The organism is Sphingopyxis sp. OPL5, assembly GCF_003797775.2.
GTDB lineage: Bacteria > Pseudomonadota > Alphaproteobacteria > Sphingomonadales > Sphingomonadaceae > Sphingopyxis.
Window position 1 is genome coordinate 1,685,523 of the sequence record NZ_CP060725.1, and the last position, 19,028, is coordinate 1,704,550.

A 19,028-nucleotide genomic window follows, 5' to 3' on the forward strand; every position below is an offset into this window, starting at 1 on the left:
CGGCTCGGGGGCGTTGCGCGATGCCGCGACGGAGCCTAATCAGCGTGTCTTGAAACTGACACACGAGAGCCATCATGTCGCACGCACCGCAGCCGGTACTTTCCTCGACCGGCCTTTTTACCCCCGCCGAAGCCATCTCCAACGAAGAACTTGTCGCCAGTTTTAACCAGTATGTTGCACTGCACAATAGGGAAAATGCACAGGCCATCGCAAAGGGCGATGTGGCGGAACTGACCGAATCGAGCGTCGAGTTCATCGAGAAAGCGAGCGGTATCGGGTCGCGCTTCGTCGTCGACAAGGCCGGCATCCTCGACCCCGCACATATGGCGCCGCGCCTCGACAACCGCAGCAATGACCAGATTTCGCTGCTCGCCGAAATCGGCGTCGCGGCGGCGAAAGACGCGCTGATGCGCGCCGGACGCGACGCGGGGGACGTCGATGCGGTGCTGTGCGCGGCGTCGAACATGCAGCGCCCCTATCCGGCGATGGCGGTCGAGATCCAGGACGCGCTCGGTATCGACGGCTTCGGCTTCGACATGAATGTCGCCTGCTCGTCGGCGACCTTCGGCATCCAGACCGCCGCCGACTATATCCGCGCCGGCCACGCGAAGAGCGTGCTCGTCGTGAACCCCGAAATCTGTTCGGGCCATCTCAACTGGCGCGACCGCGACAGCCACTTCATCTTCGGCGACGTCGCGACCGCGATCCTCGTCGAGGACAAGGACATCGCCCCGACGGGCCATTGGGACATCCTCGGCACCAAGCTCAAAACGCAATTCTCGAACAACATCCGCAACAATTTCGGGTTCCTCAATCGCGGCCACGGCGGCATCGATCAGGACGGCCCGAAGAGCGACAAGCTGTTCGTCCAGGAAGGCCGCAAGGTGTTCAAGGAGGTCGTGCCCTGGGTCGCGAACCTGATCGTCGAGCAGATGGAACTGCTGGGACTTGAGGGCGCCGACATGCGCCGGCTGTGGCTGCACCAGGCGAACACCAATATGAACCGGCTGATCGCGCAGCGCGTGCTGGGGCATGAGGCGAGCGAGGACGAGAGCCCGACGGTGCTCGACACCTATGGCAACACGTCGAGCGCGGGATCGATCATCGCCTTTCACCTGAACCATGAGGATATGGCGGCGGGAGATACCGGGCTGATCTGTTCGTTCGGCGCGGGGTATAGCGCAGGGACTGTATTCGTTCGGAAGACATAGTCGTCGCCCCTGCGAAGGCAGGGGTCCCTATCGACCTTGCGCTACATCGCCAACGGCCGCGACAAGAGGCACGTCACTCTAGTCGCCCTTCGCGGGGGCGACGCATTAAGGCACGAAGGTCGTGAACAGGTAGATCGCAAACAGCATCAGGTGAATCACCCCCTGCAGCACCGTCGTCCGTCCGTTCGCCAGCGTCTGCACCGACACGATCAGCGACAGGAACAGCAGCACGGTCGACTTGGCGTCGAGGCCGAGGCTGATCGGCAGGTCGGTCATGATCGACAGGATCGCGACCGCGGGGATGGTGAGGCCGATGGTCGCCAGCGCCGAACCCAGCGCGAGGTTGAGGCTGGTCTGCAAGCGATCGGCCTTGGCCGCACGCACTGCGGCAAGCCCTTCCGGCGCGAGAATCAGCGCCGCGATCAGCACACCGAGCACCGCCGGCGGCGCGCCCCAGTCGGACAGCAGCGCGCCCATCACCGGCGACAAATTCTTGGCGAGCAGGACGACCGCGACCAGGCTGGCGAGCAGCAGCGCGCCCGATATCGCGGTGCGCTGGACGGTCGGGGGCGCGGCGTGCGCATCAGGTTCGCCGTCCCCGTCGGCATCGCCGTCGGGAAGGAAATAGTCGCGGTGGCGAACCGTCTGCACCAGCGCGAAGGTCGCATAGAGGATCAGCGAAACCGCCGCGACGAAACCGAGCTGGACGGGGGAATAAAAGGACCCCGGCGCGCTCGACGTGAAATTGGGCAGCACCAGCGTCACGACCGTCAACACGGTCAGCGTCGCGAGTGCGGCGCCGATACCAGTACGCTGGAACCGCTGTTCATGGTGGCGGATCGCCCCGCTTAGCAGGCAAAGCCCCATCAGCAGGTTGAGGATCACCATCACCGCCGCGAACACCGTGTCGCGCGCCAGTGTCTGCGCCTTCTCGGGTTCGGCCTGCATCAGGGTCAGGATCAGGCCGACCTCGATCACCGTCACCGCGAGTGCGAGGATCAGCGTCCCGAAAGGTTCGCCGACGCGATGTGCGATCACCTCGGCATGATGGACCGCCGCGACGACGGCGCCCATCAGGATGAAGGCGACGAGCCAGGCGTTCAGCGGCATCGCGAAACTCGCCATCGCGGCGACGAAGCCGAGGATCGGGAAAATGTCGTTGGTACGGTCGGCGATGCGGAGTTTGCTTTGCATCGGGCTTCTATTGCAGTCCGATTCCGCCCTGACCACCCCTCGCAGGCGGATTAATGCACGCGCACTGGCAGTCCCGCTGCGGCGAGCCGCGCATGGGCGTCGGCGATCGTCGCTTCGCCGAAGTGGAAGATGCTCGCGGCGAGCACTGCGCTCGCGCCGCCCTCGACCACGCCGGCAACCAGATGGTCGAGATTGCCGACGCCTCCGCTTGCGATCACCGGTACGCTGACTGCATCGGCGATCGCGCGGGTGAGCGCGAGGTCGTAACCGTCCCTGGTGCCGTCGCGGTCCATGCTGGTCACGAGCAATTCGCCCGCGCCGAGGGTGGCGAGCCGCACCGCATGCTCCAGCGCATCGACCCCGGTCGGCGTGCGCCCGCCATGGGTGAAGATTTCCCAGCGGCCATCTGCGACTCGGCGCGCGTCAATGCTGCCGACCGCGCACTGGCTGCCGAAGCGGTCGGCGATATCGGCGACGAGTTCGGGCCGCGCGACCGCGGCGCTGTTCACCGCGACCTTGTCGGCGCCCGCGAGCAACAGCGCGCGCGCATCGTCGGCGCTGCGTACCCCGCCGCCGACCGTCAGCGGCATGAAGCAGACTTCGGCGGTGCGGCTGACCATGTCGAGCAAGGTACCCCGCCCCTGATGGCTCGCGCCGATGTCGAGAAAGCAGAGTTCGTCGGCGCCCGCAGCATCATAGGCGCGCGCCGCTTCGACCGGATCGCCGGCATCGCGCAGGTCGACGAAATTAACGCCCTTGACGACACGCCCGTCGGCGACGTCGAGGCACGGGATGACGCGGACGCGGACGGTCATCTGCTCCCCTCCCACTTGTGGGAGGGGTTGGGGGAGGGCATGTTTCGGGACGGAAACGCTTTAGACATGCCCTCCCCTAGCCCCTCCCGCCAGCGGGAGGGGAATTGCCCACCGCGATCGCTTCGGCAAGGTCGAGCCGCCCGTCGTATAGCGCGCGCCCGGTGATCACGCCTTCGATGCCGTCGGCAACATGCGGGCGCAGCGCATGGATGTCGTGGATGTCGGCGACCCCGCCGCTCGCGATCACCGGAATGTCGACCGCCTTGGCCAGCGCGACCGTCGCCTCGACATTGCAGCCCTTGAGCAGGCCGTCGCGGCCGACGTCGGTGAACAGCAGCGCGGCGACGCCGGCATCCTCGAAGCGGCGCGCGAGGTCCTCGACACGCACGTCAGAGACATCGGCCCAGCCCTCGGTCGCGACCATGCCGTCACGCGCATCGACCCCGACGACGATCCGGCGGGGAAGGTCGCGGGCGGCCGATTTGACGAATTCGGGGTCCTTGAGCGCGGCGGTGCCGATGATCACGCGTTCGACGCCGAGCGCCAGCCAGCGATCGACGCCGGCGCGGTCGCGGATACCGCCGCCGACCTGCACCTTGCCGGGGAAGGCCGCGACGATGCTCTCGACCGCCGCGCCATTGACGCTTGTCCCAGCGAAGGCGCCGTCGAGGTCGACGACATGCAGATGGCTCGCGCCCGCAGCGGCGAAGAGGCGCGCCTGCGCCGCCGGATCGTCGCCATAGACGGTCGCGCGCGCCATATCGCCCTCGGCAAGCCGCACCACCTGCCCGCGCTTGAGGTCGATCGCGGGGAAGATGGTCAGGGCCGCCATGCGAGAAATCTTTCGAGCGTTGCGAGGCCATAGGCCTGGCTTTTTTCGGGGTGATATTGGACGCCGACGATATTGTCCTTCGCGACCGCCGCGGTGAATAGCCCGCCATGGTCGCTCGTCGCCGCGACGTCGGTCGCGTCGGCGAAATGATAGGAGTGGAGATAATAGGCCTCGCCCGCCGCGATCACCGGATGATCGCCCGCCGGGATGACATCGTTCCAGCCCATATGCGGGATGCGCAGCCCGGGAGCGGGGGTGAAGGCGCGTACCGTGCCGCCGATCCAGCCGAGGCCCTGATGCGTGCCATGCTCCTCGCCCGCATCGGCAAGCAATTGCATGCCGACGCAGATGCCGAGAAAGGGCGCGCCCTGCCCGCGAACGCGCTGTTCCATCGCGTCGATCAGCCCGGGGATCGCGGAAAGCCCGTTCATGCACGCGGCGAACGCACCCACGCCGGGCAACACCATCCGGTCGGCCTTCGCCACGACATCGGGATCGGCGGTAACGGCAACGTCGGTCGCGCCCGCGGCGACGAGCGCATTGTGCACCGAGCGAAGATTGCCCGCGCCATAGTCGATCAGGGCGATGGCGCTCATCGGACGGTCCTTAGAGGACCCCCTTGGTCGACGGAATCGCATCGCCCTTGCGCGGGTCGATCTCGACCGCCTGGCGCAGCGCACGGGCCAGCGCCTTATACATGCTTTCGGCGATATGATGGTTGTTCTCGCCGTACAGCATCTCGATGTGCAGCGTGATGCCCGCCGCCTGCGCGAAGCTGTGGAACCAGTGCGGGAACATCTCGGTGTCCATCTCGCCGAGGCGCGGCTGCGAAAAGGACGATTTATAGACGCAGTGCGGACGCCCCGAGATATCGAGGACGCAGCGGGTCAGCGTCTCGTCCATCGGCGCATGCGCTTCGCCGTAGCGCGCGATACCGCGCTTGTCGCCGAGCGCCTGCGCCACCGCTTCGCCGAGCGCGAGCGCGCTGTCCTCGACGGTGTGATGCTGATCGATGTGGAGGTCGCCCTTCACCTGCATCGAGATGTCGATCAGCGAGTGGCGCGACAATTGCTCGACCATATGGTCAAGGAAACCGATGCCGGTGGACACCGCATAATCGCCGGTGCCGTCGAGATTGACGGCGATCGCGATGTCGGTTTCCTTGGTCGTGCGCTGGACGGTGGCGGTTCGCATGGCCGACCCCATAGCACCCACTTTTCGCGTTGCAAGGCGACTCTCCCCCCTTGACCGGCACGCGACCGGCGTTCATCCCCCTGCGCCATGACTGAAGACGTTCGCGACAGCCTGATTCCCTATGACGAGATCGTGCAGGACGCCCTGCGCGCGGTGGTCGGCCGCGTGCTGCGCCAGATCGAAGGCTATGACAGCCTGCCCGGCGAGCATCATTTCTATATCACCTTCAAGACGCAGGCGTCGGGAGTCGACATCCCCGCGCATCTGATCGCCAAATTCCCCGACGAAATGACGATCGTGCTGCAGAACCGGTTCTGGGACCTGACGGTCGAGGAAGACCTGTTCAGCGTCGGCCTGTCGTTCAACCAGACCCCGTCGATCCTGACGATCCCCTATGCCGCGATCACCGCTTTCGTCGATCCGTCGGTCGATTTCGGGCTGCAGTTCCAGGTCAGCGACGATGGCGTCGAACCCGAACCGCATGACGAGGCCGACAATGATCGTCCTGACGTGACGAGTGAGGACGGGACGAACGTCGTCACCGTGGATTTCGGCAAGAAACGCTAGGATGGCGGGCCCGAACTGGCCCCCCAGCCGCTTCTGGCAATATTGGGCCCTCGCCGGCATGGTCGTGCTGACCGCCGCCTTCTGGTGGGGGGTCGAAGGGTTTGCGCTGCTCGAAAGCGGAGGCACTGGCAGCGATATCGGTGACGGCATCCTGCGCTTCAGCCTGCTCGCGCCGACCCCGGCACTGGTCATCGTCTGGCTCGCCCCCGGCTGGCTGCGTCCGCGCGTCGGCGACAGCGGCTATTGGCAATTGCTGGGCACCGTCGCGGCGATCTGGGCCGGCGCTGTGCTGGTGACGCGGATGTTGATCGGATGAGCGAAAGTCGGATCGAAAGCGACAGCATCGGCGAGATCGCGGTTCCGGCGGACGCCTATTGGGGGGCGCAGACCGAACGCAGTCGCCACAATTTCGCCTTTCCCGCGCACGAACAGATGCCGTTGCCGATCGTGCACGCGCTGGCGCGGATCAAGCGCGCCGCCGCGACGGTCAATCGCGCCCACGGCCTCGACGCCGGGATTTCCGACGCGATCGTCGCGGCGGCGGACAAGGTGATCGCGGGCGACCATGACGACCAATTCCCGCTCGCCATCTGGCAGACGGGCAGCGGCACGCAGTCGAACATGAACGCCAATGAGGTGATCGCGGGGCTGGCCAATGAAGTGCTGGCGGGGCGGCGCGGCGGCAAGTCGCCCGTCCACCCCAACGACCATGTCAACATGGGCCAGTCGTCGAACGACAGCTTCCCGACCGCGATCCATGTCGCGGTGGCGATCGAGACCACGAAGCGGTTGCTCCCCGCACTGGCGACGCTGACCGATGCGTTGACCGCCAAGGTCGAGGCGTGGGCCGACATCGTCAAGATCGGCCGCACCCATTTGCAAGACGCGACCCCGCTGACTTTGGGGCAGGAGTTTTCGAGCTATGTCGCGCAGCTGATCGCCTGCCGCGCGCGGATCGAGGGCGCGCTGGTGCATAATATCAACAAGCTCGCGCAGGGCGGCACCGCGGTCGGCACCGGGCTCAACGCGCCTGCGGGTTTCGATGTCGCGATCGCCGCCGAACTGGCGCGGGGCACCGGCATCGCCTTCGAACCCGCGCGCAACAAGTTCGAGGCGCTGGCATCGAACGACGGGCTCGTCTTCTTCTCGGGCGCATTGAACACACTCGCCGTCGCGCTGACCAAGATCGCCAACGACATCCGCCTGCTCGGCTCGGGCCCGCGCGCCGGGCTTGGCGAACTCGACCTGCCCGCGAACGAACCCGGCAGCTCGATCATGCCGGGCAAGGTCAACCCGACCCAGTGCGAGATGCTGACGATGGTCGCGGCGCAGGTCGTCGGCAACCATCAGGCCGTCACGGTTGGCGGGCTACAGGGGCATCTGGAACTCAACGTCTTCAAGCCGCTGATCGGATCGAACGTGCTGCGCTCGATCGACCTGCTCGCGATCGGCATGGCGGGTTTCACCGAGCATTGCGTGATCGGGCTCGAACCCAATCGCGGCCGCATCGATGAATTGATGAATCGCTCGCTGATGCTCGTCACCGCGCTGGCGCCCGAAATCGGTTACGACAAGGCGGCGAAGATCGCGAAACATGCGCATGAGACGGGGTCGACGCTGCGCGAGGCCGCGCTCGATCTGGGCTATGTCGATGCCGACACCTTCGACCGCGTCGTCGACCCACGCACGATGCTGGGTGCGGAACCGACCCGGCCCTCCGGGGATTGATGGGGAGAAGGAGAGATGGGCATGATCGGCAGGATTGTTGGCGGCGTTCTCGGCAGCGCCATCGGAAAGCAGAAGGGCGGCCACCCCGTCGCCGGCGCGGTGATCGGCGCGGCGACCCTGTTCGCAGCAAGGCGCCTGTTTCCCCAGCGTTATGCCGCGATCGCGGCTTGGGGCGCGGCGGGGTATCTCACCAAGAAATGGGCCGACCGCGCCGCGGCGCGCAAGGCAGCGGAGCAAGCGCATGCGCTCGATCCCGAACTCGCCCGCGAAGGCGTGGTCGATAGCTATGCCGGCACCGGCGAACCGCTTTCGGACGGCGAGAGCATGGGCGACGCGCTGCCCCCGGCGATCCCGATCGACGAAGCGCATCCCCGCCCCGTCATCCACTAGGCACCGGCCCGGCACCCATGATGAGGGGGCGGGACATCAGTCCCGCCCCTGTCGTCAGAAGTCGAAGCTGACTTCGGCGCCGATGATCCGCGGATCGCCCGGCGCGGTGAGCACATAACCAAGGCTGCCCGAGAAATCGAGAACCGTGGTGCCATAGCGCTTGTCGGTCAGGTTCTTCACGAACAGCGCCACATTCATCGACGGCTTTTCGAAGGTCTTGGAAATACGGAGGTTGAGCAGACCATAGCCCTGAATCGTCGTCCAGCTCTTGGTCAACGGATCGGTCAGGCTGCTCGGCGCGCCGTCATGCGTGCCCTTATAGGCATAATCGATCTGCGCGCGCAGCGGCCCGCCCGGCATCTCGTGCTCATAAGCCGCCGACAACGACCAGTTCCACGCCGGCAGATAGGGGAAGCGTTCGAACGAACGATCCACGCCGTTGCTGACATAATCGTCATAGCGGGCGTGGACATAGCCGAGCGCGCCGCGCAGCGTAAGTCCGTCGAGCGGCACCGCGGTCGCCTCCGCCTCGAAACCCTTGATGGTCCCCTTCGCGGCGTTGCGCACGACGGTCAGCGTCGGCGGGCTCGGCGGCGGCAGCGAGCTGCCGACGACCACGGTGCGCTGGATCCCGTCATATTTCGAGATATAACCCGCAAGGTTGAGGCGCAGGCGGCGGTCGAACCAGTCGGACTTGAGGCCCAGTTCATAGTCGGTGACCGTTTCGGGATCGAAGGGCTGGAAGGTCAGCGGATCGGCGCCGCCGCGCAGGTTGAAGCCCCCCGCCTTGTAGCCGCGTGCGGTGCGGGCATAGAAAAGCAGCCCGTCGCGCGGCTTGTAATCGAGCGTAGCCATATAGGACCAGTCGGAATAGCTTTGCTTCAGATTGGCGATGCAGCCGGCCTCGGTCGTCACGGTGCCGACGATCGCGGTGGGCAGGTTGCAGCGCAGGAAGGTGCCCAGCGGCCGGTCGACCCGGTTGCGCGAATCGAGCGCCTTGGTGTCCTTGGTATAGCGCAGCCCCCCGGTCAGGCTGAGCGCGTCGGTGAGCTTGAAGGTCGCCTGCGCAAAACCCGCGATGCTCGAATTCTCGACCGAACCATCGGTGACATTGACCGTCCGGCCGTCGACGTTGGTGGTCGTGTTATAGTTGATCGTGCGCGTGCCGTCGGTGCCCGTTTCGCGCGAATAGAAGGCGCCGAAGATCCAGTTCAGCCGGTCGTCGAGCGACACGCCGGAAATCTGCGATTCCTGCGTAAAGACCTTTTGCCGTGTCGGCTGGCGAACGAGAATGAGGTTGAAGGTCGTCGCATCGAGATCGTGCTGCGTCAGCCGGTCGAGTTCGCGATAGGCGCTGATCGATTTGAAATCGATGCTGTCGTTCAGGCGGATATTGAGCGTGGCGGAGGTGCCCCATGCCTCGATCCGGCTGATGCTTTCGCCGCCATGGTTGACGTCGCGATAGTCGGCGTTCTGCGCGAGGATGTCGGCGAGGCTGCCGCCCTGGGCGATCGCGTTGGTCAGCAACGCCGACGTCGGCCGCACCCCGGCGATATGCCAGGCGAGGGTCGAGGTGCTGGCCTTGTTGTAATCGCCGCGGACCGTCAGGTCGATGGCGTCGCTGACGTCCCAGCGCAGCGCCGCGCGCAGGTTGCCGCCGTTGAGGTCGCCGCCGATATATTTGCCGTCGACGCGGTTGCGGCCATAGCCGTCGCGCCTGTCATATTGACCGACGACGCGCAGCGCCAGCGTGCTCGCGAGCGGCACGTTGACAATCGCCGACGCGCCGCGACGCCGATATTCGTCGGTGCGCAGGACGATCTTGCCTTCGAAATGGTCGGTCGGTTGTTTGTAGAAGATGTTGATCGCGCCGCCGGTGGTGTTGCGGCCGAACAGCGTGCCCTGCGGCCCTTTCAATATCTCGACGCGATCGACGTCGATCAGGTTCGACATTTCGGTCGAGATCGTCTTGGCGATATTGACGCCGTCGAGATAGATTCCGACCGCGGGGTCGGTGGTGAGCAGCGCGTCGGTCTGCGTCTGGCCGCGCAGCGAGATGGCGGTCGAGTTGCGGTCCGCCGAAACCGGGTTGATCGACAGCGACGGCGTCTGTTCCTGCAAGTCGCGGAAGCTCTGGATCGACTGGTTGGTCAGCGATTCACCCGACAGCGCGGTGATCGCGAGCGGGACGTCCTGAAGTCGTTCTTCGCGCTTGCGCGCCATGACGATGATATCGCCGTCGCGCGCGTCCGACGTGTCGACCGTCTCGCTCGTGTCCTGCGCGAAGGCGGACGGGACAGCCCATCCGCCGATACCCATGGCCGCCATCGTGCCAGCGGCGAACGCCTTGCCGAGCTTCATCTGCCTCTCCCTGACTTATATATCTAGGTTATAGAGGTTGCGCTCGTAGAGAAAATATGACGAACCGTCAACTATGGCCGGGAGTCACGGGTTCGCGGGCTGTCGATCGAGCCGAACGGATCCGTTCGGGCTGAACCGATTCGTACATTCGCTCCGTCCTCGGGGTCCGGCGCCGCGTCGAAACCGCCCGGCGGTGGAGGCTGTCAGCCGCCCGCCTGCCATTCCTTGATCGCCTCGACCGGCGAGACGAGCATGAGGACGTTGAGCGTCAGATTGTCGCGGATCGTCCACAGCGTGAACAGCTCGAAGACGATGGCAATCGCGACCGTTACCCACCACCGCATCCGGCTCGCCGCGAGGAATCCCGCGATCATGAACAATGCGTCGCTGACCGAATTGAGGATCGAGTCGCCCGAATAGCCGAACGCCATCGTCACCTCGCGATAGCGGTCGATGATGATCGGCGAGTTTTCCAATATTTCCCACGCCGCCTCGATCCCGATCGCGAGCGCCAGCAGGGCCCACAAGGGCTGGCGTGGCAGCAGCCAGCGGCCGAGGCCATAGAAGATGAAGCCGTGGATGATGTGGCTGAAGCTGTACCAGTCCGAAATCTGCTGGCTGTTCTGGTTCGACTGGACGGTGCCGTGCCACAGGCTGATCGTCCCGCACGGGCAGATCGGCGGGCGCCCCATCGCGAACAGGATCGTAGTGAACACCGCGATCAGCCCCGCGGCGACCAGCCAGCCTTTTCGTGAAACCCCCAGGATCATCGTCGCCCTTCCCGCTTGACCGCGCCGCGCTGTCGCGCAATTAGCCCGCATGGCTGAAAGCGTCCACCTCAACCGCCGCGGCGTGTTGTTCGTCCTCTCCTCGCCCTCGGGCGCGGGCAAGACCACCATCTCGAAAAAGATGCTGCTCGCCGATCCGGATATCGCGCTGTCGATCTCGGCGACGACGCGCCCGCCGCGCCCCGGCGAGGTCGACGGCAAGGATTATCATTTCGTCGATACCGAAACGTTCAAGCAGATGGCGGCCGACGGCGAGTTCCTCGAATGGGCGCATGTCTTCGGCCATCGTTACGGTACCCCCCGCGCGCGCGTTGACGAACTGCTCGATGCCGGCAAGGACGTGCTGTTCGACATCGACTGGCAGGGCGCGCAGCAATTGTATCAGGAGGCCGGCCCCGACGTCGTGCGCGTCTTTGTCCTTCCCCCGACGATGGAAGAACTCGAACGCCGCCTGCGCGCGCGCAACACCGACAGCGACGAGGTGATCGCCGCGCGCATGGCGCGCGCCGCGAACGAGATCAGCCACTGGGACGGCTATGACTATGTGCTGATCAACGATCAGGTCGACGAATGCTATGGCGAAGTCATGGCGATCCTGCGCGCCGAGCGGCTGAAACGCCGCCGTCAGATCGGCCTGATCGGCTTTGCCCGCGACCTGATCCGGTCGGTCCCGGACAGCGATACGACGATCGACGAATAACAGGGATAGTCCCTATCGATTGGCCGGCGTCACCAGCTTGTCGGTCAGTTCCGCGACCATCTCGGCGCGCAGCGGCTTGGCCTGACCGTCGGTGCGGCACACGACCACGGTGTCGCAGCTCGCGATCGCGCGGCCGTTCTGGAACATCGCTTGGACGATCGTCCAGCTCGAGGTGCCGATGCGGCCGATGCCGCTGGTGATCGTCACCGGGTCGGGGAAATTGCCCTCGCCCAGATAATTGATCTCGACCATCGCGACCATCGTGCGCTCGTTCGCGGGGCGATCGATCAGCGGGCGCACCTCGCGGTTGAGCAGCACCCGGCCGCTTTCGAACAGCGCGGCAAAGGCCACATTGTTGAGGTGGCCGTTGATGTCCATGTCCTGGAACCGCGTCTGCAATTCGATAGACGCGGGGTAGCTGGCGGCATCGAGCCGCCAGCTTTCCGGTTTGGCCATATCAGCGCGGGCCCATGCGGATGCCGCCGTCGAGGCGGACGTCCTCGCCGTTGAAATAGCCATTCTCGATCATCGTCAGCGCGAGACCGGCATATTCGGCGGGGTTGCCGAGGCGCTTCGGATTGAGCACCGAGGCGCCCAGCGCGTCGCGGACATTCTGCGGCGCGCCGGCAAGCAGCGGGGTGTCGAAGATGCCCGGCAGGATCGTGTTGACGCGGATGCTCTCGCTCGCGAGGTCGCGCGCGATCGGGATCGTCATCCCGACGACGCCGCCCTTCGATGCGGAGTAAGCGGCCTGGCCGATCTGGCCGTCCTCGGCCGCAACGCTCGCGGTGTTGACGATCGCGCCGCGTTCGCCGTCCTCCATCGGCGGCAGCGTCATCATGCCGGCGGCCGACTTGGCGATGCAGCGGAAGGTGCCGACGAGGTTGATCTGGATGATCCAGTTGAACGCATCGAGCGGGAAATGCTTGATGCTGCCGTCTTCCTTCGAGCGGCTCGCGGTCTTGATCGCGTTGCCGGTGCCGGCGCAGTTCACTAGGATGCGCTCCTGGCCGATCGCTTCGCGCGACTTGGCGAAAGCCGCATCGACCGACGCGTCGTCGGTGACATTGCATTCGCAGAACACGCCGCCGAGTTCGGCCGCGAGGGCGGTGCCCTTTTCTTCCTGCAGGTCGAAGATCGCGACCTTGACGCCCTTGGCGGCCAGCGCGCGCGCGGTCGCGGCGCCGAGGCCCGAGGCGCCGCCGGTGACGACAGCGGAAACGGTGGAATCGAGTTTCATATTGGTCTCCCTAGTTCATATTCGTCGCCCCCGCGAAGGCGGGGGCCGTTGGCAGCCTCGCGCTACCCGATAGCGGCCCCCGCCTTCGCGGGGGCGACGCCAAATTGCTTACAGCCGTTCGATGATCGTGACGTTGGCCTGGCCGCCGCCTTCGCACATCGTCTGGAGGCCATATTTGCCGCCGGTCGCGTCGAGCACGCCAAGCAGCGTCGCCATCAGCTTGGTGCCGCTGGCGCCGAGCGGGTGGCCGAGCGCGATCGCGCCGCCATGGACGTTCAGGCGCGCATGGTCGGCACCCAGATATTTCAGCCAGGCGAGCGGTACCGGCGCGAAGGCCTCATTCACTTCATAGGCGTCGATGTCCTCGATCTTCATGCCCGCCTTCTTCAGCGCCTTTTCGGTCGCAAACAAAGGTTCTTCGAGCATGATCACCGGGTCGCCCGCGGTCACCGAAATATGGTGGATGCGTGCACGCGGGGTGAGACCATGGTCCTTCAGCGCCTGTTCCGAAACGATCAGCGCGGCCGACGCGCCGTCGCAAATCTGGCTCGACGAGGCGGCGGTGATCGTGCCGCCTTCCTGCAGGATCTTGACCCCGGCGATGCCTTCCAGCGTCGCGTCAAAACGGATTCCCTCGTCGACCAGATGGGCCTGGCGGCCTTCGGGGGTGTCGATCTCGATCCCGATGACCTCACGCTTGAAATGGCCCGCCTCGGTCGCTGCCTTGGCGCGGCGATGGCTTTCGAGCGCGAAGGCGTCGAGGTCGTCCTTGGTGAAGCCATGTTTCTTGACGATCATCTCGGCGCCCATGAACTGGCTGAACATGATGCCGGGATATTTTTCCTCGAGCCGCTCGGACTTATAGTGGCCGAGGCCTTCCTTGATGAACAAAGTCGCGACGCTGCCCATCGGCACGCGGGTCATGCTTTCGATGCCGCTGGCGAGGACGATGTCCTGAGTGCCCGACATCACCGCCTGCGCCGCGAACATCATCGCCTGCTGCGACGATCCGCACTGACGGTCGATCGTCACCGCGGGGATCGAGTCGGGCAGGTTCGAAGCGAGCACGGCGTTGCGGCCCAAATCCATCGTCTGCTGCCCGCCCTGCGACACGCAGCCGGTGATGACGTCGTCGATCTTCGACGTGTCGAAATCGTTGCGGTCGGCGATCGCATCGAAGACGGCGGCGCCAAGGTCGACGGGGTGGACACCGGCGAGCCGGCCGCCGCGCTTGCCGCCAGCGGTACGAACGGCATCGACGATATAAGCATGAGCCATGGGGAGTTCCTTTCTTCGTGGGGCGCAATAAATAGGGACAGTCCCTATTTATGCCCGGTGACATCAAATTGCCGGGCGACTGTTCTGCATAAATAGGGACTGTCCCTATTTATTGCTCATGCCGCCGTCAGAGTTTCCGCCCGATCAGTTCCTTCATGATTTCGTTGGTGCCGCCGAAGATCCGCGTCACGCGCGCGGCGCGCCAGGCGCGGGCGATCGGATATTCGTTCATATAGCCCGAACCGCCGAACAGCTGGAGGCACTTGTCCATCACCTCCCACTGCAACTCGGTGTGCCACAGCTTCGCCGCGGCGCCCTCTTCGGGGGTGAGTTCCTTCTTCATGTGACGCGCCAGCGCCCAGTCGAGATGCGCCCAACCGACCTGGAGCTTGGCCTTGAGGTCCGCCAGCACGAAACGGCTGTTCTGGAAATCGAGGATCGGCTTGCCGAACGCCTTGCGGTCGCGGGTATATTCGACCGTGTCGTCGAAGGCGCGCTGCGACGCCGCCTGCGCGCTGACCGCGATCGACAGCCTCTCTTGGGGAAGCTCGCTCATCAGATAGATGAAGCCCTGTCCCTCTTCGCCGAGGCAGTTGGTGATCGGGACGCGGACGTCGTTGAAGAACATTTCCGAGGTGTCGGCTTCGTCCTGCCCGATCTTGTCGAGATTGCGGCCGCGCTCATAGCCCTCGCGATCGGCCTCGACGAGCACGATCGACACGCCCTTCCATGCCGGCTGGATCTCGGTGTCGGTCTTGACGCAGACGAGGATCAGGTCGGCGTTCTGGCCATTGGTGATAAAAGTCTTCGACCCGTTGATGACATAATGATTGCCATCCTTCTTCGCGGTCGTGCGCATGCCCTGAAGGTCGGAACCGGTGCCCGGTTCGGTCATGGCGATCGCCGTGATCACCTCGCCCGCCACCATCTTGGGCAGCCAGTGCTTCTTCTGCTCTTCGCTGCCATATTTGACGATATAGGAGGTGACGATGTCCGACTGGAGCGAGAAGCCCGTCGTGGCGCGGCCGTAATAGGCGCTTTCTTCATCAACGATCGCATTATAGCCGAAGTCGAGGCCGAGACCGCCATATTCCTCGGGCACCGTCGGGCACAGCATGCCGAGTTCGCCCGCCTTGGGCCAGATCGACTTGGGAACGATCTTGTCCTCGGCCCATTGCGCGGCGTTGGGGGCGACTTCCTTTTCGAGGAACTGGCGGACCGTGGCGCGGAACGCCTCATGATCCTCGCCATAGGCCGAGCGCGACAGGTTATCGAGCGACATCGTCTTCTTCTCCCGTATGACGGCCGGACGAAAGCGGGGAGCCGGCGCGCGTGTATGGCCGCGCTGGCGCGCGCCCTTCGCCCGCCACCTGACCTTACGTTTACGTGCACGTCAAGTAGAAATGCCGTTACGGCATGAATGTCGCGGCATCGCTCGCACAAAGCCGCAGCGACGAATAGGTTTGCAGGCGCTGGGCAGCGGCGACGGCGCAGGTTACACGCCGCCGATGGTCCAACTTCTCCTCGACGCCGGCGCCTTGCTCGGCGAGTCGCCGCGCTGGCACGCCGGCGAAGCCCGCCTTTATTGGGTCGATATCGACGCGCAGCAAATCCATCGGCTCGATCCCGCGACCGGCGACCATGACTGGATGCAGCTGGCCGAACCGGTCGGCTGCGTCGCGCCGAGAGCGGGCGGCGGACTGATTGCCGCGCTCGGCGACGGCTGCGCGCTGATCGATAACTGGGGCGCCGTACCGCGCCCCTTTGGCCCCGCCGCGCTCGCGGACCTGCCGCACCAGCGTTTCAACGACGGCTGCGTCGACGGCGCCGGCCGCCTGTGGGTCGGCAGCCTGACCGCCGACAAGCCGAAGCGCGACGCCGCGCTGTACCGTCTCGACCCCGACGGCAGCCTCACAAAAATGCTCGGCGGATTGATGACCAGCAACGGCGCGGCGTTCAGCCCCGACGGGCGTATCTTCTATCACGCCGACACCCCGACGCACCGCATCCACGCCTATGATGCCGATCCCGCGACCGGCGCGCTCGGCGAAGGCCGGTTGTTCCACGAATTTCCCGAGGGCAATGGCCGCCCCGACGGCGCCGCGGTGGATGCGGAAGGCTGCTATTGGTCGGCGCTGTGGGACGGGTGGCGGATCGTTCGCATGTCGCCCGCGGGCGAACTGCTTCAGACGGTCGACTTGCCCGTCCAGCGGCCGACGATGCTCGCTTTCGGCGGCGACGATCTGTGCACCGCCTTCGTCACCAGCGCGGGCAAGAATTTGACCGAGGGCGAGCGGACGGCGCAACCGCATGCGGGCGGCGTGTTCAGCTTCCGGGTCGATGTGCCGGGGCTCGCGCAGCCGATGTTTGAGGGGTGAGTTCCTCGCTGTCACCTTGCGGCGGGAGGGTCGCAGGCCCCAAACTTGCACATAACCGTCACATCTGGTTAAGACGCCCGCCGACATGGTTTCGTTCGAAACCTTTTCCACCGGGAGATTCCGATCATGCCGCGCACCGCGCCCCTTTTTGCTCGCCGCCAGTTTCGCCGCGCATCGATGATGCTTGCATCGACTGCGCTGCTTGTGGGTTATAGCCAGATGACCCACGCCGCCGAAACCGCCGCCCCTGCCCAGCCGGCCGCGACAGCGCCCGCCGATGGCAACCCGCTGCTCGCGCCCTGGACCGGCCCCTTCGAAGGGGTGCCGCCGTGGGACAAGCTCGATCCCGAACTTTTCCCCGACGCCTTCACCCAGGCGATGGCCGAGACCAAGGCGCAGGTGCAGGCGGTGATCGATAACCCCGAACCCGCGACGTTCGAAAACACCCATGTCCCGATGATGCTCGCCGGCGACACCGCCGACCGCGTGTTCGCGCTGTGGGGCGTGCAATCGTCGAACAAGTCGAACGACCGTGTCGAGGACATCGACGCCGAGTGGAGCCCGAAAATCTCCACCTTCTATACCGAGCTGTTTCTCGAGCCGAAGCTCTTCGCGCGCTACAAGGCGGTCTATGACGCCCGCAACGCGAGCGGCCTCAACGCGCAGCAGATCCGCATCGTCGAGCGCAGCTATGACGAGATGGTCCGCGACGGCGCCAACCTGTCGGCGCCCGACAAGGCGAAGCTGGTCGCGATGAACGCTAAGCTCGAAGGGCTGTTCTCGACCTTCTCGTCGAAGCTGCTCGGCGACGAGAAACTCTATACCTTCGTCACCGACAAGGCCGAACTGGCGGGTCTCGAACCCGGCTTCGTCGCCTCGCTGGCGTCGGCCGCCGAAGCCAATGGCAAACCCGGCCAGTGGGCGATCAAGAACACCCGCTCGTCGGCGCAGCCGGTGCTGCAGAACGCCACCAACCGCGCGCTGCGCGAGAAGGTGTACAAGGCCTTCGTCAACCGCGGCGACAATGGCGACGCCAACGATACCAACGCGACGATCGCCGAAATCCTGAAGCTGCGCCAGCAGCGCGCCGAACTGCTCGGTTTCCCCAACCACGCCGCGTACCGCATGGCCGACACGATGGCGAAGACCCCCGCCAACGCGATGGGCCTGATGATGAAGGTGTGGCCCGCCGCCGTCGCGCGGGTGAAGGAAGAGGTCGCCGACATGCAGGCGATCGCCGACGCCGAAGCCAAGGCCGGCAAGGGCCCGAAGCTGACCATCGAGCCGTGGGATTATCGCTTCTACGCGGAGAAGGTTCGCAAGCAGAAATACGACCTCGATGAGAGCGAGGTGAAACCCTATCTCCAGCTCGACAAGCTGACCGAGGCGATGTTCTGGTCGGCTGGGCAGCTCTACGACCTCGGCTTCCGCGAAAACACCGGCACCGTTCCGGTCTTCGATCCCAAGGTCAAAACCTTCGAAGTCTATAACCTCAAGACGAACGAGAATGTCGGGCTGATCTATCTCGACAATTTCGCGCGCGACGGCAAACGGTCGGGCGCGTGGATGACGACCTATCGCAGCCAGCAGACGTTGGGCGGCGAACGCAATGTGCTCGCGTCGAACAACAATAATTTCACCGAAGGCGCGAAGGGCGAGCCGACGCTGGTCAGCCTCGACGACGCGACGACGCTGTTCCACGAATTCGGCCACGGCATCCATTATCTGCTGCAGCACATCTATTACCCCGCGCTCGCCGGGGTACCGCGCGACTTCGTCGAATTCCCGAGCCAGGTGAACGAGAACTGGCTGATGACCCCCGAAGTGCTGTCGAAATATGCGACGCACTACAAGACGGGCGAACCGATGCCGCAGGCGCTGGTCGACAAGATCCTCGCGTCGAACAAGTTCAATCAGGGGTTCGAGACGGTCGAATATCTGTCGAGCGCGATCGTCGATATGAAGATCCACGACCGCAAGACCCCGCCGACCGACATCGACAAGCTGGAACGCGACACGCTCGCCGAAATCGGCATGCCGAAGGAAATCGTCATGCGGCACCGCCTGCCGCAGTTCGGCCATTTGTTCAGCAGCGACGCCTATTCGGCGGGCTATTATTCCTATCTGTGGTCCGAAACGATGGACGCCGACACCTGGGCGGCCTTCACCGAGGCCGGGGGGCCGTGGGACCGCAAAGTCGCCGACAAGTTCCGCACCATATTGCTGATGACCGGCAACGAAACCGACCGCGCCGAAGCCTATCGCGCCTTCCGCGGCCGCGACCCCGATGTGAAGGCGCTGCTCAAGAAGCGCGGCTTCCCGACCGGCGAATAGGGATCGGGGGAGTCCGGC

The 19,028-nt window shown here is 65.0% G+C and carries 19 protein-coding genes; 8 read left to right on the forward strand and 11 right to left on the reverse strand.

Translation table 11 applies throughout. From position 1 onward, the window contains the following. Positions 1-74 precede the first annotated feature (74 nt). Positions 75-1,211: a beta-ketoacyl-ACP synthase III gene (locus EEB18_RS08150; RefSeq protein ID WP_187139146.1), complete on the forward strand. Its 1,137-nt coding sequence runs from the start codon at positions 75-77 to the stop codon at positions 1,209-1,211. A gap of 105 nt (positions 1,212-1,316) precedes the next feature. Here EEB18_RS08150 and EEB18_RS08155 read toward each other — a convergent pair whose 3' ends face one another. The 5 genes from EEB18_RS08155 to hisB all read right to left on the reverse strand — a co-directional run bounded on the left by EEB18_RS08155 (position 1,317) and on the right by hisB (position 5,246). Further along, the gene (locus EEB18_RS08155; protein WP_056344355.1) at positions 1,317-2,405 is read right to left on the reverse strand and encodes a calcium:proton antiporter; all 1,089 of its coding nucleotides are present in this window, start codon (positions 2,403-2,405) and stop codon (positions 1,317-1,319) included. A gap of 50 nt (positions 2,406-2,455) precedes the next feature. After that, positions 2,456-3,220 (reverse strand): imidazole glycerol phosphate synthase subunit HisF, encoded by a 765-nt coding sequence (gene hisF / locus EEB18_RS08160; protein ID WP_187139147.1) that lies wholly within the window; start codon positions 3,218-3,220, stop codon positions 2,456-2,458. A 76-nt stretch (positions 3,221-3,296) separates the two neighbouring features. Further along, positions 3,297-4,052, reverse strand: coding sequence for a 1-(5-phosphoribosyl)-5-[(5-phosphoribosylamino)methylideneamino]imidazole-4-carboxamide isomerase (gene hisA, locus EEB18_RS08165; RefSeq protein WP_187139148.1), 756 nt, complete (start codon positions 4,050-4,052; stop codon positions 3,297-3,299). Beyond that, positions 4,040-4,648: an imidazole glycerol phosphate synthase subunit HisH gene (gene hisH / locus EEB18_RS08170; protein WP_187139149.1), complete on the reverse strand. Its 609-nt coding sequence runs from the start codon at positions 4,646-4,648 to the stop codon at positions 4,040-4,042. The genes hisA and hisH overlap by 13 nt, the downstream gene beginning before the upstream one ends. A 10-nt stretch (positions 4,649-4,658) precedes the next feature. Beyond that, positions 4,659-5,246, reverse strand: a complete 588-nt coding sequence (gene hisB, locus EEB18_RS08175) for an imidazoleglycerol-phosphate dehydratase HisB (RefSeq protein ID WP_187139150.1) — start codon at positions 5,244-5,246, stop codon at positions 4,659-4,661. An 87-nt stretch (positions 5,247-5,333) separates the two neighbouring features. Here hisB and EEB18_RS08180 point away from each other — a divergent pair, with 87 nt between their 5' ends. Genes EEB18_RS08180 through EEB18_RS08195 form a run of 4 tightly spaced genes read left to right on the forward strand, consistent with a single transcriptional unit; the run spans position 5,334 to position 7,931 of the window. Further along, positions 5,334-5,813: an SspB family protein gene (locus EEB18_RS08180; RefSeq protein ID WP_187139151.1), complete on the forward strand. Its 480-nt coding sequence runs from the start codon at positions 5,334-5,336 to the stop codon at positions 5,811-5,813. A 1-nt stretch (position 5,814) separates the two neighbouring features. Further along, positions 5,815-6,129 carry a hypothetical protein gene (locus EEB18_RS08185; RefSeq protein ID WP_056344368.1) on the forward strand — a complete coding sequence of 105 codons (315 nt, stop codon included), beginning with the start codon at positions 5,815-5,817 and terminating at the stop codon, positions 6,127-6,129. After that, positions 6,126-7,541 carry a class II fumarate hydratase gene (gene fumC / locus EEB18_RS08190; protein WP_187139152.1) on the forward strand — a complete coding sequence of 472 codons (1,416 nt, stop codon included), beginning with the start codon at positions 6,126-6,128 and terminating at the stop codon, positions 7,539-7,541. Before EEB18_RS08185 ends, fumC begins: the two co-directional genes overlap by 4 nt. Before the next feature lie 21 nt (positions 7,542-7,562). Next, a complete protein-coding gene (locus EEB18_RS08195) occupies positions 7,563-7,931 on the forward strand; it encodes a hypothetical protein (RefSeq protein ID WP_262408164.1) in 369 nt (122 codons plus the stop codon). Positions 7,932-7,985: 54 nt separating this feature from the next. Here EEB18_RS08195 and EEB18_RS08200 read toward each other — a convergent pair whose 3' ends face one another. Together EEB18_RS08200 and EEB18_RS08205 are read right to left on the reverse strand one after the other, a co-directional pair. After that, positions 7,986-10,292 (reverse strand): TonB-dependent receptor, encoded by a 2,307-nt coding sequence (locus EEB18_RS08200; protein ID WP_187139154.1) that lies wholly within the window; start codon positions 10,290-10,292, stop codon positions 7,986-7,988. Between the two features lie 203 nt (positions 10,293-10,495). Further along, a complete protein-coding gene (locus tag EEB18_RS08205) occupies positions 10,496-11,062 on the reverse strand; it encodes a DUF2585 domain-containing protein (RefSeq protein WP_187139155.1) in 567 nt (188 codons plus the stop codon). Between the two features lie 49 nt (positions 11,063-11,111). Between EEB18_RS08205 and gmk the strand changes: the two genes are divergently transcribed. Further along, complete coding sequence (gmk, locus tag EEB18_RS08210; RefSeq protein ID WP_056344385.1) at positions 11,112-11,780, forward strand: guanylate kinase; 669 nt, start codon at positions 11,112-11,114, stop codon at positions 11,778-11,780. Positions 11,781-11,792: 12 nt separating this feature from the next. Here the strand turns inward: gmk and EEB18_RS08215 are convergent, their stop codons facing one another. The 4 genes from EEB18_RS08215 to EEB18_RS08230 all read right to left on the reverse strand — a co-directional run bounded on the left by EEB18_RS08215 (position 11,793) and on the right by EEB18_RS08230 (position 15,580). Further along, a complete protein-coding gene (locus tag EEB18_RS08215) occupies positions 11,793-12,236 on the reverse strand; it encodes an acyl-CoA thioesterase (RefSeq protein ID WP_187139156.1) in 444 nt (147 codons plus the stop codon). Position 12,237: 1 nt separating this feature from the next. After that, positions 12,238-13,020 (reverse strand): SDR family NAD(P)-dependent oxidoreductase, encoded by a 783-nt coding sequence (locus EEB18_RS08220; RefSeq protein ID WP_056344390.1) that lies wholly within the window; start codon positions 13,018-13,020, stop codon positions 12,238-12,240. 108 nt (positions 13,021-13,128) lie between these two features. After that, the gene (locus tag EEB18_RS08225; RefSeq protein ID WP_187139157.1) at positions 13,129-14,298 is read right to left on the reverse strand and encodes an acetyl-CoA C-acetyltransferase; all 1,170 of its coding nucleotides are present in this window, start codon (positions 14,296-14,298) and stop codon (positions 13,129-13,131) included. Positions 14,299-14,425: 127 nt separating this feature from the next. After that, positions 14,426-15,580, reverse strand: a complete 1,155-nt coding sequence (locus EEB18_RS08230) for an acyl-CoA dehydrogenase family protein (RefSeq protein ID WP_056344395.1) — start codon at positions 15,578-15,580, stop codon at positions 14,426-14,428. A gap of 226 nt (positions 15,581-15,806) precedes the next feature. Here EEB18_RS08230 and EEB18_RS08235 point away from each other — a divergent pair, with 226 nt between their 5' ends. Continuing rightward, positions 15,807-16,676, forward strand: a complete 870-nt coding sequence (locus EEB18_RS08235; protein ID WP_187139158.1) for an SMP-30/gluconolactonase/LRE family protein — start codon at positions 15,807-15,809, stop codon at positions 16,674-16,676. Positions 16,677-16,853: 177 nt separating this feature from the next. After that, positions 16,854-19,010 carry a M3 family metallopeptidase gene (locus EEB18_RS08240; protein WP_262408165.1) on the forward strand — a complete coding sequence of 719 codons (2,157 nt, stop codon included), beginning with the start codon at positions 16,854-16,856 and terminating at the stop codon, positions 19,008-19,010. The last annotated feature ends 18 nt before the right edge of the window (positions 19,011-19,028 follow it).

Coding starts and splice junctions, on each gene's coding strand:
- EEB18_RS08200 (WP_187139154.1), bottom strand. CDS start 10,292: ATGAAGCTCGGCAAGGCGTTCGCCGCTGGCACGATGGCGGCCATGGGT.
- EEB18_RS08150 (WP_187139146.1), top strand. CDS start 75: ATGTCGCACGCACCGCAGCCGGTACTTTCCTCGACCGGCCTTTTTACC.
- fumC (WP_187139152.1), top strand. CDS start 6,126: ATGAGCGAAAGTCGGATCGAAAGCGACAGCATCGGCGAGATCGCGGTT.
- hisH (WP_187139149.1), bottom strand. CDS start 4,648: ATGAGCGCCATCGCCCTGATCGACTATGGCGCGGGCAATCTTCGCTCG.
- EEB18_RS08185 (WP_056344368.1), top strand. CDS start 5,815: ATGGCGGGCCCGAACTGGCCCCCCAGCCGCTTCTGGCAATATTGGGCC.
- EEB18_RS08205 (WP_187139155.1), bottom strand. CDS start 11,062: ATGATCCTGGGGGTTTCACGAAAAGGCTGGCTGGTCGCCGCGGGGCTG.
- hisF (WP_187139147.1), bottom strand. CDS start 3,220: ATGACCGTCCGCGTCCGCGTCATCCCGTGCCTCGACGTCGCCGACGGG.
- hisA (WP_187139148.1), bottom strand. CDS start 4,052: ATGGCGGCCCTGACCATCTTCCCCGCGATCGACCTCAAGCGCGGGCAG.
- EEB18_RS08155 (WP_056344355.1), bottom strand. CDS start 2,405: ATGCAAAGCAAACTCCGCATCGCCGACCGTACCAACGACATTTTCCCG.
- EEB18_RS08215 (WP_187139156.1), bottom strand. CDS start 12,236: ATGGCCAAACCGGAAAGCTGGCGGCTCGATGCCGCCAGCTACCCCGCG.
- EEB18_RS08235 (WP_187139158.1), top strand. CDS start 15,807: ATGGTCCAACTTCTCCTCGACGCCGGCGCCTTGCTCGGCGAGTCGCCG.
- EEB18_RS08180 (WP_187139151.1), top strand. CDS start 5,334: ATGACTGAAGACGTTCGCGACAGCCTGATTCCCTATGACGAGATCGTG.
- hisB (WP_187139150.1), bottom strand. CDS start 5,246: ATGCGAACCGCCACCGTCCAGCGCACGACCAAGGAAACCGACATCGCG.
- EEB18_RS08225 (WP_187139157.1), bottom strand. CDS start 14,298: ATGGCTCATGCTTATATCGTCGATGCCGTTCGTACCGCTGGCGGCAAG.
- EEB18_RS08195 (WP_262408164.1), top strand. CDS start 7,563: ATGATCGGCAGGATTGTTGGCGGCGTTCTCGGCAGCGCCATCGGAAAG.
- EEB18_RS08240 (WP_262408165.1), top strand. CDS start 16,854: ATGATGCTTGCATCGACTGCGCTGCTTGTGGGTTATAGCCAGATGACC.
- EEB18_RS08230 (WP_056344395.1), bottom strand. CDS start 15,580: ATGTCGCTCGATAACCTGTCGCGCTCGGCCTATGGCGAGGATCATGAG.
- gmk (WP_056344385.1), top strand. CDS start 11,112: ATGGCTGAAAGCGTCCACCTCAACCGCCGCGGCGTGTTGTTCGTCCTC.
- EEB18_RS08220 (WP_056344390.1), bottom strand. CDS start 13,020: ATGAAACTCGATTCCACCGTTTCCGCTGTCGTCACCGGCGGCGCCTCG.